The 14,289-nt window shown below is 68.6% G+C and carries 14 protein-coding genes; 7 read left to right on the forward strand and 7 right to left on the reverse strand.

The window, feature by feature from the left end; translation table 11 throughout:
• Positions 1-179 precede the first annotated feature (179 nt).
• The 4 genes from ACOJUI_RS17270 (at position 180) to ACOJUI_RS17285 (ending at position 2,642) form a co-directional block, all read left to right on the forward strand.
• Positions 180-539 carry a site-specific integrase gene (locus ACOJUI_RS17270; protein WP_422117755.1) on the forward strand — a complete coding sequence of 120 codons (360 nt, stop codon included), beginning with the start codon at positions 180-182 and terminating at the stop codon, positions 537-539.
• On the forward strand, positions 526-1,149 hold the full coding sequence (locus tag ACOJUI_RS17275) for a tyrosine-type recombinase/integrase (protein WP_422117756.1): 624 nt from the start codon (positions 526-528) through the stop codon (positions 1,147-1,149). Before ACOJUI_RS17270 ends, ACOJUI_RS17275 begins: the two co-directional genes overlap by 14 nt.
• 111 nt (positions 1,150-1,260) lie before the next feature.
• Positions 1,261-1,728, forward strand: a complete 468-nt coding sequence (locus ACOJUI_RS17280) for a hypothetical protein (protein WP_422117757.1) — start codon at positions 1,261-1,263, stop codon at positions 1,726-1,728.
• Positions 1,725-2,642 carry a zeta toxin family protein gene (locus ACOJUI_RS17285; RefSeq protein WP_422117758.1) on the forward strand — a complete coding sequence of 306 codons (918 nt, stop codon included), beginning with the start codon at positions 1,725-1,727 and terminating at the stop codon, positions 2,640-2,642. The genes ACOJUI_RS17280 and ACOJUI_RS17285 overlap by 4 nt, the downstream gene beginning before the upstream one ends.
• Positions 2,643-2,811: 169 nt before the next feature.
• Here the strand turns inward: ACOJUI_RS17285 and ACOJUI_RS17290 are convergent, their stop codons facing one another.
• The 3 genes from ACOJUI_RS17290 to ACOJUI_RS17300 form a co-directional block, all read right to left on the reverse strand.
• On the reverse strand, positions 2,812-3,132 hold the full coding sequence (locus ACOJUI_RS17290) for a histone-like nucleoid-structuring protein Lsr2 (protein ID WP_422117759.1): 321 nt from the start codon (positions 3,130-3,132) through the stop codon (positions 2,812-2,814).
• A 98-nt stretch (positions 3,133-3,230) separates the two neighbouring features.
• Positions 3,231-4,526: a glutaredoxin family protein gene (locus ACOJUI_RS17295; RefSeq protein WP_422117760.1), complete on the reverse strand. Its 1,296-nt coding sequence runs from the start codon at positions 4,524-4,526 to the stop codon at positions 3,231-3,233.
• 179 nt (positions 4,527-4,705) lie between these two features.
• Positions 4,706-5,053 (reverse strand): hypothetical protein, encoded by a 348-nt coding sequence (locus ACOJUI_RS17300; RefSeq protein ID WP_422117761.1) that lies wholly within the window; start codon positions 5,051-5,053, stop codon positions 4,706-4,708.
• 184 nt (positions 5,054-5,237) lie between these two features.
• Between ACOJUI_RS17300 and mobC the strand changes: the two genes are divergently transcribed.
• Genes mobC through ACOJUI_RS17315 form a run of 3 tightly spaced genes read left to right on the forward strand, consistent with a single transcriptional unit; the run spans position 5,238 to position 8,631 of the window.
• Complete coding sequence (gene mobC, locus ACOJUI_RS17305) at positions 5,238-5,657, forward strand: plasmid mobilization relaxosome protein MobC (RefSeq protein WP_422117762.1); 420 nt, start codon at positions 5,238-5,240, stop codon at positions 5,655-5,657.
• On the forward strand, positions 5,647-7,254 hold the full coding sequence (locus ACOJUI_RS17310; protein ID WP_422117806.1) for a relaxase/mobilization nuclease domain-containing protein: 1,608 nt from the start codon (positions 5,647-5,649) through the stop codon (positions 7,252-7,254). Before mobC ends, ACOJUI_RS17310 begins: the two co-directional genes overlap by 11 nt.
• 12 nt (positions 7,255-7,266) lie before the next feature.
• Positions 7,267-8,631, forward strand: coding sequence for a hypothetical protein (locus ACOJUI_RS17315; RefSeq protein ID WP_422117763.1), 1,365 nt, complete (start codon positions 7,267-7,269; stop codon positions 8,629-8,631).
• 233 nt (positions 8,632-8,864) lie between these two features.
• On the opposite strand, the gene ACOJUI_RS17320 is transcribed toward ACOJUI_RS17315, so the two are convergent.
• The 4 genes from ACOJUI_RS17320 to ACOJUI_RS17335 all read right to left on the reverse strand — a co-directional run bounded on the left by ACOJUI_RS17320 (position 8,865) and on the right by ACOJUI_RS17335 (position 14,107).
• Positions 8,865-10,460, reverse strand: coding sequence for an RNA-guided endonuclease InsQ/TnpB family protein (locus ACOJUI_RS17320; RefSeq protein ID WP_422117764.1), 1,596 nt, complete (start codon positions 10,458-10,460; stop codon positions 8,865-8,867).
• Positions 10,461-10,539: 79 nt separating this feature from the next.
• Positions 10,540-10,989: a DUF4913 domain-containing protein gene (locus ACOJUI_RS17325; RefSeq protein WP_422117765.1), complete on the reverse strand. Its 450-nt coding sequence runs from the start codon at positions 10,987-10,989 to the stop codon at positions 10,540-10,542.
• On the reverse strand, positions 10,986-12,674 hold the full coding sequence (locus tag ACOJUI_RS17330) for a type IV secretory system conjugative DNA transfer family protein (RefSeq protein ID WP_422117766.1): 1,689 nt from the start codon (positions 12,672-12,674) through the stop codon (positions 10,986-10,988). The genes ACOJUI_RS17325 and ACOJUI_RS17330 overlap by 4 nt, the downstream gene beginning before the upstream one ends.
• Positions 12,671-14,107, reverse strand: a complete 1,437-nt coding sequence (locus ACOJUI_RS17335; protein WP_422117767.1) for a hypothetical protein — start codon at positions 14,105-14,107, stop codon at positions 12,671-12,673. The genes ACOJUI_RS17330 and ACOJUI_RS17335 overlap by 4 nt, the downstream gene beginning before the upstream one ends.
• Positions 14,108-14,289 lie beyond the last annotated feature (182 nt).

Consider the following 14,289-nt stretch of genomic DNA (forward strand, 5'->3'; position numbering starts at 1 on the left):
GTAGGGCATGAAGTGGTCCCCATGGGCGGGTTCTGGAGCGCGTCGAACAGCTGCGCGCCGCCGACCAGCCGGCCCAATCTAGTTGGCGACAGCCCGCTCTAGTGCGCATAATCATTGTTATGCGCACTAGGCCGGGGTGTCGCCGCAGCGAGGGCAGCTGTGCGGCCTAACGTGGCGGGATGAGCGAGCTCCTCGAGGACGCGGCCCGGGACTGGATCGCGGAACGCCGCGCCGTCGGCCGCACCATCAGCGTCAAGACGGCTACGGCCTACCGCGCCGACCTCGCCTCGTGGCAGCGCTACCTCGAGGCCCAGACCGGCGCCCCCGTGAAGGTGCAGGATCTGACCGGGCCGGTCATCAAGGCCGCGATGGCGGAGATGAACAACGCTGGCCTCGCGCCGACCACCCGCCGGCGCCTGGTGACGACGCTGCGCGGACTCTGCCGCTACCTCGTCCTCGAGTCACGCCTGCCCGCTGACCCCCACGGCCGCGATTCAGGCTCCGCGTGCTCATGCGCGCCTGCCGGTGGCTTTCACTGACGGCCAGATCTCCGCCCTGCTGGAGACAGCGCAAACGGAAGATCCGCAGGCGCGACCGGCGGCGCCGCTGCTCGACGTCGCGATCGTGCTCATCCTGGCCGCCGGCGGACTGCGCGCCAGCGAGGCCGCCGAGCTGCGCCTGCTCGACTACCGACCCGGTGACGAGCCCTCGCTCCGCGTGGTGGGCAAGGGTCGCAAGGCCCGCACCGTGCCGCTGGATCCCGGGGTCGCCGCGCAGATCGACACTTACCTGTCCTGGCGCGCAGAGCACGCCGCGGACCAGAGCGACCCGTCTCCCCTGCTCGTCCGCCCGGACGGACGCGCGCTCACCCGCGACACCATCTCCTACCGCGTCAACCGGCTCTACGCGCGGGCCGGCATCGCCAAGCCCGAGGGCGAAGCGGCCCACGCCCTGCGCCACACCTACGCGGTCTCGATGGTCGATGTCGGGGTTCCGATCTCCGAGGTGCAGCAGCTGCTGGGCCACGAGAGCATCGCCACCACTGGCATCTACCTCAAAGCCTCCGCCGCGCACCTCCGGGCGGCTTCCGCCGCCCCGTCAGCCGCGCGCCTACTTGCCAGCACGCCAGCAAGCCAGCACGACGGCTAGGGCGGAGAGTCGACGGATGGGGTCGCTCCGGCTGCTCCTGGCGCGATGGGGATGGAGTCGTGACATGCCCACCACCAGCGTATAAGGTGACTTATACGGGAGGTGGTTTCGATGACCGCACAGTTGCATCGTCCGGCGGATGATCTGGTGGTGGCTGCGGTGAGTCGGCGTCAGGTAGAGGTCGCGACGCTGGATTACCGTCGCGCGCTGAAGCATCTGGACCGTGAGGGTCGTCCTCAGGCGGAGGTGGCTCGGGTGCTGGGTGTCTCGCAGTCGGCGCTGAGTCAGTCGTTGAAGGCCGCCCGGAAGGTCCCCGAGGCTGTTCCGGGGTTCTCGGGCGCTGGCCCGTATGAGATCTGCCAGCGCTACTCGCTGGGCCAGCTGACGCGCGAGCGGCTGATCGAGGAGCTTGGGCGCTGGGAGTACACGCCGATCCCGGAGCCGGAGTGGCTGGAGGGCATCGTGGCGAGCCCGGGCCCGGGGTCTTGGCGTGAGGTGCAGAAGGCGCACCGGGAGGGGCTGATCGACGATGCGACCTACGACGAGGTGGCCGAGCGGAAGAACGCTCCGGCTTCGTGAGTGACTGGATTGATCGTCATATCGACCATGTGCGGGAGCTGACTCGCCGAGACGGGCCCTTGGGAACCCGCGCCGGGTCCGCGTCGATCCACAATCCGCTTTGGTTCCACTCCCCCGAGGTTCCTCGAGCTGCCCGCGACCGGCTGCACGCGCAGTACGTGGAGGAGTGCTTGTCGGGGGTAGAGCCCGGCCAGAGCCGGCACGCGATGGTGATGGCTGGCCCACCCGGGGCCGGCAAGAGCACTCTGCGGCAGGGGGCGCTTGCCGACGAGGTCGCCGGGCATGTGCTGATCGACCCGGATGAGATCAAACGGTTCCTTTTGCGCCAGGCCGAGCGGGATGGCTCGCTGGAGGAGTTCTTGAAGCCCGCTGCGGTGCGCGAGCTCGAAGCGCGCGGGGAGCGGTTCTTCCCGCTGGAGCTGTCGGCACTGGTGCATGTGGAGGCCGTGCAGATCGCTGATGTGCTGCGGGAGGAAGCGCTCGAGCGTGGGTATCCGGTGGTGATCGACGGCGTGCTGTCTCAGCGTGAGCACGCGATCGCGGTCGGGCGGCAGCTCGAGAGCGCCGGGTACGGCGTGGAGGTGGTGGCGGTCGATGTGCCGATTGAGGTGTCCGAGCATCGGATCCGGTCGCGGTGGCGGGAGGCGTACGTCGACACCCTCGAGGGCAAGGGCGATCTCCTGGGCGGGCGGTGGGTCCCTAGTGACTACGCCCGCGCGATGTTCGACGGGCCGCAGGGGCGCAGCCGGTCGACGGTCGCGGCCGAGCAGTTGGCCCAGGAGGTGGGAGCCGTGGTCCGGTACCGGGTGTTCCGCACGGAGTCGGTGGGCGCGCCGGCCGTGGTGACCACGGATGTGGCGCGCGTGCGGGCGGGAAGCCCGCTCATCGACCGCGAGGCCGCACAGGCCCACTAGGCCGCTTTCGGAGGGCCAGCTCAGCTGCGTCGGCGTGCACAGGGCCGGTCGGAGGGATACGAGCGATAGACCAGCACGGGCGCGATGTGCCCCCGGGCATGAACAGGGGCCCCCTCGAGGGAAGGGGCCCCTGTTCATGCCGTCCGGGACATGCCGGGGTGATTGCTCGTCAGTGCGCGGCGTTGTACGCGTCGCGGATTTCCTGGGGGACGCGGCCTCGCTCGCTGACTTCGTAGCCGTTCTCCCGGGCCCACGTACGGATCTTCGCGGCGTCGTTTGAGGAGCCCGCGCTGCGGGTGCCGGTGGTGCGGCGGCCGCCGACGCGGCGGGCCTTGTTGGCCCATTCGCCGAGCTGGTCACGTAGCTGCTGGGCGTTGTTGTCGTTGAGGTCGATCTCGTAGGAGACGCCATCGAGAGCGAAGCTCACCGTGCCGGTGGCCTCCGAGCCGTCGATGTCGTCGGTCAGGATCACCTGAGTCTTACGCGCCATTGTTCTGCTCCTGTATTTCGTTGAGCGAGGTCGCGGGCGACTGTATTCGATGCGCCCTGGGAGTCACTATTGCGTGACCGCGTCGGTGGAGAAAGCTCTCACCGTCCGCACCCCTGGCCGGTGTCGGGGCCGCTTCCGCGCTGCTGGCGGGTCCGGTAGTCGAGTCCATGCTCCTTGAGCTTGGCGGGGTTGTAGCCGGCCCAGCGTTCTCCGTCTTTGGTCTCCACGATGGGGGCTTGCATCATTCCTTGGCGCTTGAACTGTGCGAGTAGTTCGGGGTGCTGTTCGAGGTTGATCTCGTCGTACTCGACGCCGGCCTTGTGGAGCGCGCGCTTGGTGGCGAAGCAGCCGGGGCAGTCGCTCTTGGTGTAGAGAGTGACTTCGGCGTCGGTCTTCGCGGCGGTCTCGGTGACGGCGGCGACCTTCTCGCTGGCCTGCTGCACAGACTCCTGCGCGGCGGTGACGCCGGGGTGGACCTGGTCGGGCCGGAGTGCTTCAACGGCTTCGGTCAGCGCCCTGTTGGCGGACTGGAGGTGCGCCTGCGCGGCCTCGCTGTCGCTGGTGATGCTGGCGATCGCCCGGCGCACGCTCATGCGGGCCGCGGCGAGGTCCACCAGCGCGGGCTCGGTGGCCGGCTGCCCCTCGGGGCTGGGCAGCGTGGAGCGGAGCGCTGTGGTGGCCCCGGTGATGATCTGCTGGACCTCGTGCTCGGGCAGGCCCGTGGTCTGGCTGATGGTGGCGAGGTCGACCGGGTCATCGCCGCTAACGGTCAGTGCGGTCGAGCCGTCGCTCTCGAGGCTGACGCGGAAGGTGCTGTCCCAGTCGCGGGCGTCGCCGATGGACACGGTGATCGCCGGGGTGCCGAAGCCGTAGTCCAGGATCGGGCCGTGGGACACGGGCTGGGAATAGCTGTTCCCGACGGCCTGCTCCCAGGCGCCGGCGAAGTCGCCGTCGATCCGGTTGACGGTGTGCGCGGGGTGCAGGGGCGTGACTCCGGTGCGGGCGGCCAGCGTGTCCACATCGATTGTCGGCACGGAGAGACCGACGTTGTTGAGGTGCCGGGCGACTTCCTCGGCGCTGATGGGCGGCTGCCCGTAGGGGATCGCGGCGCGGCAGATCGCGTCGGTGTAGATGCCGGCCATCTCGTCACTGCCGGGCGGGTAACCGCCCGCCGCGAAGTCACGAAGGTTCGTGTCGATCTCCTCGATCATGTTCCTCGCCAGATCAGGACGATCAGACGCGAGGTAGGCCTCCATCGTCGACGTCGCCTGGATCCAGATTGCCGCGACTCGCTCAGGTGTGTACGGCTGATCCACCGGATCGGTCGCCCACTCCGGCGTCACTCCTGCCCTGTCGCTGTACTCGGTGGTCAGGTTGCCGGTCGGTTCACTCATGACGCTCCCCCTCGTTCGGTGCCGCCTTCTCTGCGGCCTTCTTCCTGATAAATGCGACCTCTCGTGTCCCGTGCCGGAGAGTCAAGGGTGGCGCGCAGCGCCATCGCGGAGCGACGCGCAGCGCCCTTGACCGGAGGTACGGGACACGAAGACTTGAGCATCAGGAAGACGGCGAGCCCTCACTCGTCCGCCGCGTCCCCATCGCCCGTGCCCGACGTGTCGCCGGTGCTGGTTTGTGCAGTCGTCGCGGGCTTCCGCGTTGCTGCGCGCTTCCGGGGCGCCTTGCCGGGCTCCTCGAAGTTGAGGTGCCCGGTCAGTTCCTTCTTGTCCCAGCCGGCCTTCTCCGCCTGACGGAACGACTCGACGTACGCGCGCTGTGCGTCCTCCAGTCGCGCCCGCGATGCGTTCAGCTCGCTGGCGGCATCGGCCAGCTGCCGTGCCGCCTCAAGCCGCCGGTCCATCAGCGAGAGCACCTTCTGATCGATCGGGTGCTCACCCTGTCCTGCCGTGTGACTTGCTTCATTCATGCCTCCACCGTACTGGGTGGTACCGACACCGATAAGCCTCCAACGGGCCACAAAAGCCGGAGCAAGATGGTCAGTTAAGTGCCTTAACTGGATCTTGCCCTTGCGCTGCGCGCACGGGTCCCACCACACTGGTGGGAGCGCTCACCGTTGGTGACCCGTTGCACTAAGCCGAAAGGAGCCCGCCGTGGCGGAGGATTCGTTCGCAGTTGCGAGACGTGGGATGCGTCGCGCGAACGCGAACGAGCCGCGGAAGAACCGCCTGGTGTTGATGACCACCGATGCGGAGGATGAGCTGCTGCGGTCACTGGCTCGCTCGCAGGGTGTGTCCCGTCAGGCTGTTCTTATGCGGGCTGTGCTGACGGGCGGAACGGATGCGGCGGCGCGGTACGAGCAGTTGCTCGAGGCGCTAGCGCGTACGCGTTTCCAGCTCGCGACGGTGGCGAACAACGTGAACCAGTTGGCGCATCAGGCCAACACGTTCGCGCTGGGTGGCGGCGAGCCGGTGAGTGCAGAGGATGTGCGCACAGTGATGGCTGAGGTGCGCGCGGTGATAGATCGTGTGGAGAGCATCGCGGTGGATGCCGGGGGGCGTGATGATCGGTAAGCAGATCGCCGTCGGCACGGGCCCCGGGTCCCTGGTGTCGTACCTGTTCGGTCCCGGCCGGCACAACGAGCACGAGCAGCAGCGCCTTGTCGCGGGCTCGTCGATGATCGAGGCCGGCTTCAGTGGAGTGGATCTCGCCGGAGACCCGAACGCTCGGCACGCCCTGGCGCAGGAGTTTGACGCGGCCTGGCGTCAGGTCCGGCGTGAGCGCGGGCTGCCGCTGATCCCGGTCGACGGCGAGACCGCTCGGGGTGCGGCCCGCGCCGACCGTGTCTTCCACGCGGTGCTCTCGCTGGGTGAGCGAGAAGGCGCACTGCCGGATGAGAAGTGGGCCGAGCTGGCGCGTGAGTTCGTGCAGCAGATGGACTTCACCGACTCGAAGAACGGTGCGGACTGCGCGTGGATGGCGGTCCACCACGGCTCCTCGAAGGACGGCAACGACCACCTCCACATCGCGGTGAATCTCGTGCGCGATGACGGCAGGCGCTGGAACGATCGCCAGTCCAAGCGGCGCACCGCGCAGGCTGCTGCGCGCGTGGCTGCGAAGCACTCGCTCGAGGTCACGTTCGACAGCGAGCTCTCGTCCGGCATTGGCAACGTGTCGCGTCCCGAGTGGGAGCGGGCGCGTGCAGAGAACCGTGAACCGGACCGGGTGATCGCTCGGCGGATCGTCGAGGGCGCGTCCCTCACCGCCAGCAGTGAGGCTGACTTCGTGCGGACGGCGCGTGCCGCCGGCCTCATCGTCATGCCCCGTCGCGGCACCGCCGTTGGTGCGTCGCCCACGGGGTACAGCGTGAAGGTGCGCGACTCCGAGGGCGGCATCTTCTACTCGCCGTCCAAGTGGGACAAGCAGCTCGGGCTGGACAAGCTGCGGGAGCGCTACGGATGGGGCCTGCGATCCCAGGTCGAGGCGATCGACGTCTGGCACGAGCGCAAGACCCTGCCCGTCGGGAGCGCGTTCCGGCTGCCGGTGGCGGACAAGATCCGCGACATGCGCAGCGCGCTGGAGAGCGAGCGCCCGGACGTGCATTGGCGTCGGGCCGCACGCGAGGCGTCGACGGTCCTTGGTGCGTGGTCCGTCCAGGCGGATGCCCCCCAAGACAAGTACCTCGCCCGCGCGTCGGATGCGCTGCTGAAGGCCGCCCAACCGCGCCGCTCCACTGGCCGAGAGATCGTCGCCGGCGCGGCGCAGACCATGGTGAGCGTGTCCCAGGCAGCGAGCCCCAACGACACCGCCTCACGGCTCGCGCTGCTGATGCAGATGATGCAACTGGTCGACGCGATCGCCCGGCGAGCCGACGCGGAACGCGATCTCGCCAGGGCCCGTGAGCAGCTCGCCGCTGCAGCGGTGCCCTTGGTAGCCGAGCATTCCATCCTGAAAGCGATGCACAAGCGCGAGACGGCACCCCCCGGGTGGGAGGTCGTCAACGGCGACCCGGTAGCGCGGGCTATTCGTGACCTGGAGCGGGCCGAAAGCCGCCCTGTCGGCAAGGAGAGCGCGCCCGACCCGCAGGGCCGGATGGACACGACTGTGCCGAGGACCCTACGGAACCAACCACAGATCGGGTCGGGCCGAGAGGCCGGCCCGGAGAGGTAAAAGGGGAATGTCATGAGTGAGGCCGAGGACCAGATCGCTAGTGACCACTCCCGCGTCCTGCGGGGGATGTCGGCAACGGGAATGCGCCTGATGGAGCTCATCCAGCGCCGTCAGGAAGAAGCCCGGCGCCGAGAAGCCGACGGGCAGCGCGAGGCTGCGCAGGCGCTGCGTGACCGCCAGGAGGCACAGCGCAATGCGGCCCGGACGATTGCCGCTCAGGGACTCGACCCCCAGTGGCGCGAGGCGGCCAGCGACCGCGAGATCGCGACCGCGTTCGTGTACGCCGAGGCGTACGCGGACAGTGAGCCGCTGGCGAGAGTGGCTCACGAACAGCTCAGCCAGCACGTCACCGAGCGCCACCAGAGTCTTGTGGAGTTCGTCGACGCGAACGTGCGGCAGGAGGACCTGGATCGTGTGCCGGCGCCGGAGGGGACCCCGAGCGCTACCCAGCAGCGGTGGATGGATGCGGCGCGGGCGGAGGATGCCGCAGAGCGTCACGCCGACCACCTCGAGCAGATCGACCCCGAGTCCCCGGAAACTCTCGTCACCGAGAGCGGTGCGGTGACGAGGGTGCTCGACCCGGAGGAGCTGGAACGGTGGTCGGACCAGACCATCGGGTCTCTCGTGGGGGAGGACCCTCACACCGTGGTCCTTGCCTGGGACGTCACTGAAGCGACGCCGGCGCGGTCCACGGTGCTGGACCCGGAGGTTCTGCAGCGCTGGTCTGACGAGGCCGTCGCTGAGGTGTTCGGGAACAACCCCGACAAGGTTGTGGTGGTGCCGGACCTCAGCGAGTACGAGCGGCAGCACCGCATCAGCGCCCACCTGGCGACGGTGGGCGACGACGTCGCCAGCCAGTGGGCCGACCTCACGAACCAGTACGGCCGCGATCGCGCCGACAACTGGCTCGAAGGCAACCTCACCGAGTCGGAGATGGCCCGCACGAACAAATGGCTGCTGTGGAACGAGGCGCAGCGCGAAGTTGCGGAGGGAGTCTCGATCGAGCAGGCCATGCAGGACCTCGCTGCGCGTGAGTCCGACCTCGGTCTGGACCTCGAGCTCGACGAGCCCCGGCACGGTGCGCCGGAGGACCTGGCGAGCGAACTTGGGGAGCATCAGGGCAAGGCGGCAGTAGCTACCGAACGCGGAGACATAGAACATGCCGGCGTCGGGCAGTTCCAGCGCGAGAAGGACGAGACCAGCGACCTCGCCCAGCGGGACCCCCAGGCCGCCAACGTTCTAGCGATCACGAGGCCCGGGCGGACCATGCCGGCCGCTGAACAGGTCGCGGCCGCCGCTGAGAAGAGCAAAGTCAGCCAGCGCAAGGCCCGCACCCCCGGCCAGGAGCGCACCCCCGAACGCGACCTCGGTCGCTAAACACGCGCGGGCTGGGCGCGCGGGACGGACGAGGAGAAGCCGGTGGTCGAGGCTGACGTGGTGGGCTGTTCCCTGTGCGCGCGGGCCGGACTCGGGGGTCATCAGGTCGCGCTTCCCGGCGTTGGGCTGTTCCCTGTGCGTGCGGGACGGACTCCTCCTTCCAGGCCTGCACGACCTGCGCATCGGGCTGTTCCCTGTGCGCGCTTCTGACGGACCCTGGCTGACCAGCGTTCCTATCCGCCGCGCGCCTCTTGTGGGGACAGGTCGAGATCACTCTCAACCGGTGGCCCACCCACACGGGTGGGTCTTGACGCATCACCGGCCCCGCCCCTAAGAACCCCAAGTAGGGGATCAGGGACAGGGCCTCCGCGTCCGTTTAGCCTCTCCGACCTGCCGTCGGCGAGGAGACCAGCCCCCGCGAGACCAGGGGCAGCGAAGCGCGCAATGTTCCGCGCCGCATTCACATCCCGGTCCTCGCGGTACCCGCAACCGCACTCGAAGACCCGCTCACGCAGAGACAGCTTGGCTTTCACTGCCCCGCAAGCGCTGCAGGTCTTCGACGACGGCAAGTACCGGTCGATGATGTGGAGCTGGCTTCCGTACCAGCTGGTCTTGTACTCAAGCTGCCGGCGGAGCTCGCCGAAGCCCACATCGAGCAGCGCTCGATTCAGTCCCGCCTTCGCGCGGACGTTACGGCCGGGCTGCTCGATGGTGCCGCGCGCACTCGAGCTCATGCCCGAGACGTTCAGATCCTCGATGGCGACGTGCTCAAAGCCGGTCGCAAGGTACTTCGTCAGGGCGTGCTGCGCGGTCGCGCGCTGCTGCGCAACGAGGTGCTGCGCCGCAGCGAGACGCCGGTACAGGCGCTGCTGCCGCTGGGACCCCCGCTCACACCGGGCGATCGCACGCTGAATCCGCGCGATCCGGGCTGCCGCCCGCGCGCCCGGGCGCACGTTGTCCACCACCTCGCCCGTGGACAGCGCCGCCTGCACCTTCACCCCGACGTCAACGCCGACGACACCCGCGGCGCACTGTGCCTTCGTCGGACGACGTGCAGCGACCTCCTCTGAGACCAGCAGGGCCACGTGCCAGCGATCGGCGCTACGGGAGACGGTGAAGGACCGCAGCCGGGCGCCGCGCTCGAGGGCGCGCACGAGCCGCTTCGTGGAGTCGTGGGTGCGGACGGTGCCCAGCGACGCGAGACGCACGTGGCGGTAGTCGCTGATCTGGCCGCGTCGTGCATCGACAGCGCGGTGGTAGTTGGCGCGGGGCCCCATCTTCTCGGGCGCGGGGATCGTGAACGAGTCCCGCGACCGGCCCTTCTTCTTGAACCGGGGCGCGCCCATCTGCCGGCCCTTACGAGCGCCCGCGAGTGACGCGAACCAGTTCCTCACGGCCGCGTCCGCGCTCTGGAGCCCTGAGACGTGCACGCGGCGCGGGATCTCGTGCATCCACGGCCCGTCATACCGCTCAGAGCGCCACGCGGTCTCGGGGTCCTCGCCCGACGCGATTCGGGCCGCGGCGTACCGGTGCTCCGTGAGCATGCTGGTCAGATACCCCGTGGCATACGCCTGGTAGCCGAGCGGCCGCGTCGGCTCACCGGGATGCTCGAGCTGATGCGCCTGGATCGCTGCCTTGACCTCCACGGGGGACAGGCCCCGCGTGACCAGATGGTCTCGCAGCAGCCGATACCGGTCGCCGCGGCGCCGGTTCTCCGCGACCAGGAGGTTGTAGGCGTGGCGGGCCGCGCCAGCGCACTGCTCCAGCCGCTCCCGCTGAGCAGCGCTGGGGTCCAGCACGTACTTGTACGCGCGTAGCTGCTCGACCACCCTCGCCCCCTCACGTGTCGGTTGCTCAAGCCCACTCAAATGCTCCCAGCGGGCTCTGACAACCGGAGCCCCTCAACTCCTAGTCGTCGTAGTCCGCGAACTCCTTCGCGGCGACGGTGCGCTCGTCACTGAACATCCCCCTGGGAGGGGGGTCTGTCACCCACACTTCATCGCTGGTGTCGTGGTGCTCTCCGGTGTCTCCGTGGCATTGCTCGAAGGGACCCTTCCGCCGGGTCAGCGCGCTCATGGTGGGATCCGCGAAGTCGCGCCACCAGATCGCCATCGCGTTGGCGTCGCTACTCACCCGGTGGGCCTCGAAGCTGCGCCACAGCGCGTCCAGGCGAGCGTGCGCCTCGGGATGCCGATACCACTGCCGACACCAGTTGGTTTCCCTGTCAATTCGCCGCACCCAGCTCGGGGTGAGGTAGCGGACGACGAAGTCGTGGACGTTGGCGAACCAGAGTCCCCGCGCTTTCGGATCGTTCTCGTCGACGTCCGGCCCGGGATCGTTCGTGGGCTGCTCGCTCATGCTGCCTGCCCCAGCTTCTCGTAGTAGTCCTTGGACGCGGTCACCGATGGCGCGTAGTCATGCTTCCACCACGGCTCCAACCGGATATATGTCGCCGGGTTTCCCGAACTGAACACCAGTGCGCGCCAGCTCGGAATCGCTCGCAGCTCGGACACCTCGAAAATTGCTTCCTTGCGCAGTGACTGGGAACTGGAACGACCACCCTTGCCGGAGGACACCGAACTCGACCGGACATCGCGGTCGCCGATGAGCTCGCGCAGCTCACGCAGAAACGGGGTCTCGTCGACGCCTTTGCCGACCATCTTCGTGTTGGCGGCTGACCACATCTTCTTCATGCCGTCCTCGCCCCACGCCTGCACGCCCTGGGTCCAGGACTGCAAGTAGACCGACAGGATCACGCCCCGCGATCCGTAGTGCGAGTACAGGTCCGGCAGTTCCGGGATGCGCACGACGTTCGCGGCCTCGTCCAGGGAGGCCATGAGCGGGCGCGGCAGCCGCATCCCCTTCGACACCGCGCCGAGCTTGTCGGCCGCATCGAGCACCGCCATCGTCATGGCTGCAGTGATCGCTCTCGCGCTTCCCTCGCCCTCCTTGGACACCAGGTAAAGGGTGTCTGCCTTCGAGCCGACGAACGCACGCGGGTTGAACTGGGGTCGCCGATCTTCTGGCCCGGTGGTCTGAATCCACGCGAGGTAGTTCGGGTTACGCAGGAACGACACCCAGGGAGTGGCAGTGCCGACGATCCCGTCGCGCTGCTTGTCGGTCAGCTCACTGGTCCCGCGGAGCTGTGTGGCCGCATCGGAGTATCCGTTGGCCTGGAGGATCTTGACGGGATCTTGATCTCCCGGATCGCTCATCCAGCTCACGAGCTGGCTGATTGGCCGGCCGTCGACGGCGGCCGCGAGGAGCAGCGCGGAGAGGTACTGCCGACCCGCGATCGGGAAGTACGCGTCGGCTTTAGCGTCGCGGGGGGTGTTCGAGGCCGCGAAGATCGCCGCCAGGCGTTCCGCGCTCTCCACGTCGGTGACGAACGTGAGGGGGTTCCACCACCAGGTCGGCTTCTCGCCGACGAGGTTCTGGATGTCATGCACCCGCACGAGACCCCGCTCTGAGCGCGGTCCACGGCTTGCGTCGACGACGTCGCGCTTGTTGCTGGTGACGATTGCTGGCCCGTGGGTTTCCAGGAGCTCACGGATCACCACGCCGGAGGTCTTGCCGGCCCGGGGACCCATGATGGCGATGCGCACCTCTTCGAAGCTGGAGAGCAGCTCGGCGCCACCTTCGACCATCACGCCCAGTGGGACGCCGTCGCCGGCCCCCTGCGCTCCCAGGCGCACCGCAGTGGCCTTCTGGGCGGGGCGGTGCATCTCGGCGAGGTCGGAGGGCGTGGCCATGTACTTGGCTTTGTAGTCGTACCGGGAGTCCGAGCGCTTGCGGTAGACGGCCACCGCGACCAGCACCGCCGCCACGAGGACCAGCAGAGCCCCGATCGCGAACACCGGCCAGGAGAAGGCAGGGGTCGGCGACTGACCGAAGACTTCCGGTTCGTCTCCACCCGAGGCCACCGCGAAGGCCAGCGCCGCTGCCACGGCGAGACCGAGGATGACGCCGAGCACGGACAGCAGGGTCCAGCCTGCTGCCCCGAAGCTTCCGGGTTCAGCGAGCCGGTTGGGACGCTTACTCATGCCGCACTCCGATCCTCGGCGGGGGCTTCCTCGACGAGGTCGTCGTGCAGAGCCTTCACCCGCATCTCGCGGAACCGGGCTGCGGCCTGCGCCCACGACCGGTTGGTGTCATTGACGTCGCGCTCGACCTCCGTCAGAACGGTCCGCAGCGGGGTGCCCGGCTTCTTCCCGACCTTCAGGAGGAAGTGGCCCATCCCGGGCGGGCTGGCCGCCTGCCCGGTCTCGGGGTTGACGGTGGCCTCGCTGGACCAGGAGGTGATCATGTCGGCCTCGGTCTTCGACAGGGCGAACACCGTGGCGAGGTTACCCATCTCCTTCTGGGCCAGACCTCCCAGAACCAGCATGCCCGCGCGCTCCACCAGGCCCCAGGCGACCTCGGTGTCCTCGGCGGCGGAGAGCTTCAGGTCGCTCATGGTGTGCGTACACATGATCTGCGCGTTGCCGATGGTGCGGTTCAGGCGCGAGATGTCGTCGATGAAGTGCACGAGCTTGGGATCGGACTTCAGCATCCGCCACATCTCATCCATCACGAGCACATGGTGGCGCTCCGGGATGATCCCGGCGCGAGCCAGACGGCGGGCAGCGGACACGGCGGAGGAGCCGTACGCCCAGCAGGTGACCTGCACTGCGGCCTGCAGGTCCTTGTCGCTCTGCTCGATCGAGGACAGATCGAACGCGAAGGGCCGGTCCAGGGCGATCGGTATCGAGGTCTGCCGCGAGAACAGGTCACCGTAGGGCCCGTCCGGGCCGAGCTTCTGCAGCACGTCCCGCAGGTGCTGGGTGCGCTCCCTAAAGACCTCGGCCGCCTGGCCCCACGCGTCGGCGGCTTTGACGATCCCTTCGTCCTGCGCCTCGAGGAGTGCCAGGATGTCGGGGAATACCGGCTCCCGATCCAGCTGCTCTGAGAGCATCCGGAGAGCCTTGGCGATGACCGTCTCCTCATTGGGTGTCAGCGGGCGACGGCCGGCCTGCTGCAGCAGCGCCATCGCGCTGCTGCGCTGGAACTGGCGCAGATCCTCCAGGGCTGTCTGGCGCTCGGTCTCGGGTAGCTGGTCGAGCATCGGCGTCAGCGGTCCGCGATCCAGAGGGTTCACCGCGTTACGTCCCGGCCCCACCTCGACCACGTCCCCACCCTGAGCGCGGATGAGATCGACGTGATCGGGCTTGAGGTCACCCAGCACCAGCGGCAGGTAGCCCCAGGCTTCGTACACCGCCAGGATCCGCCGGATCACGGTGCTCTTGCCCAGCCCGGGCCGGCCCAGGATGAACATCGACGGGTTGGCGATCAGGTCAGCCAGGAAGTAGCTGATCGGGTCCGCGCAGATCGGGAAGCCGCGAGTCAGGTGGAGACCCAGCGGCACGCCCACCAGCGGGGCGACGGACCCGGCGGCGAAGGGCCAGTAGCCACACACCTGGACCGTCGTTCCCAGCACTTCTACCGAGGGCTCCACTGCGACTGCGTGCCCGGCGCCGGGGCCCCGCCACCCGCGCGGGCCGGGGAACTGCCGTGACTCCTCGCGGAGGTCACGCATCCGCCGCCACCACGCCCGGAACCCGCCGCGCTGCCGCTTCTGCAGCTGCTTGCTCGCCGCGCGGACCTCGTCTCGACTCAACG

Origin of the sequence: Brachybacterium sp. UNK5269 (assembly GCF_049266655.1) — a bacterium.
Taxonomy (GTDB): domain Bacteria; phylum Actinomycetota; class Actinomycetes; order Actinomycetales; family Dermabacteraceae; genus Brachybacterium.

Excerpts from the sequence above, each read along its gene's own strand:
- ACOJUI_RS17295 (WP_422117760.1), bottom strand. The coding sequence starts at position 4,526 with ATGAGTGAACCGACCGGCAACCTGACCACCGAGTACAGCGACAGGGCA.
- ACOJUI_RS17310 (WP_422117806.1), top strand. The coding sequence starts at position 5,647 with ATGATCGGTAAGCAGATCGCCGTCGGCACGGGCCCCGGGTCCCTGGTG.
- ACOJUI_RS17315 (WP_422117763.1), top strand. The coding sequence starts at position 7,267 with ATGAGTGAGGCCGAGGACCAGATCGCTAGTGACCACTCCCGCGTCCTG.
- ACOJUI_RS17270 (WP_422117755.1), top strand. The coding sequence starts at position 180 with ATGAGCGAGCTCCTCGAGGACGCGGCCCGGGACTGGATCGCGGAACGC.
- ACOJUI_RS17325 (WP_422117765.1), bottom strand. The coding sequence starts at position 10,989 with ATGAGCGAGCAGCCCACGAACGATCCCGGGCCGGACGTCGACGAGAAC.
- ACOJUI_RS17290 (WP_422117759.1), bottom strand. The coding sequence starts at position 3,132 with ATGGCGCGTAAGACTCAGGTGATCCTGACCGACGACATCGACGGCTCG.
- ACOJUI_RS17300 (WP_422117761.1), bottom strand. The coding sequence starts at position 5,053 with ATGAATGAAGCAAGTCACACGGCAGGACAGGGTGAGCACCCGATCGAT.
- ACOJUI_RS17280 (WP_422117757.1), top strand. The coding sequence starts at position 1,261 with ATGACCGCACAGTTGCATCGTCCGGCGGATGATCTGGTGGTGGCTGCG.
- ACOJUI_RS17330 (WP_422117766.1), bottom strand. The coding sequence starts at position 12,674 with ATGAGTAAGCGTCCCAACCGGCTCGCTGAACCCGGAAGCTTCGGGGCA.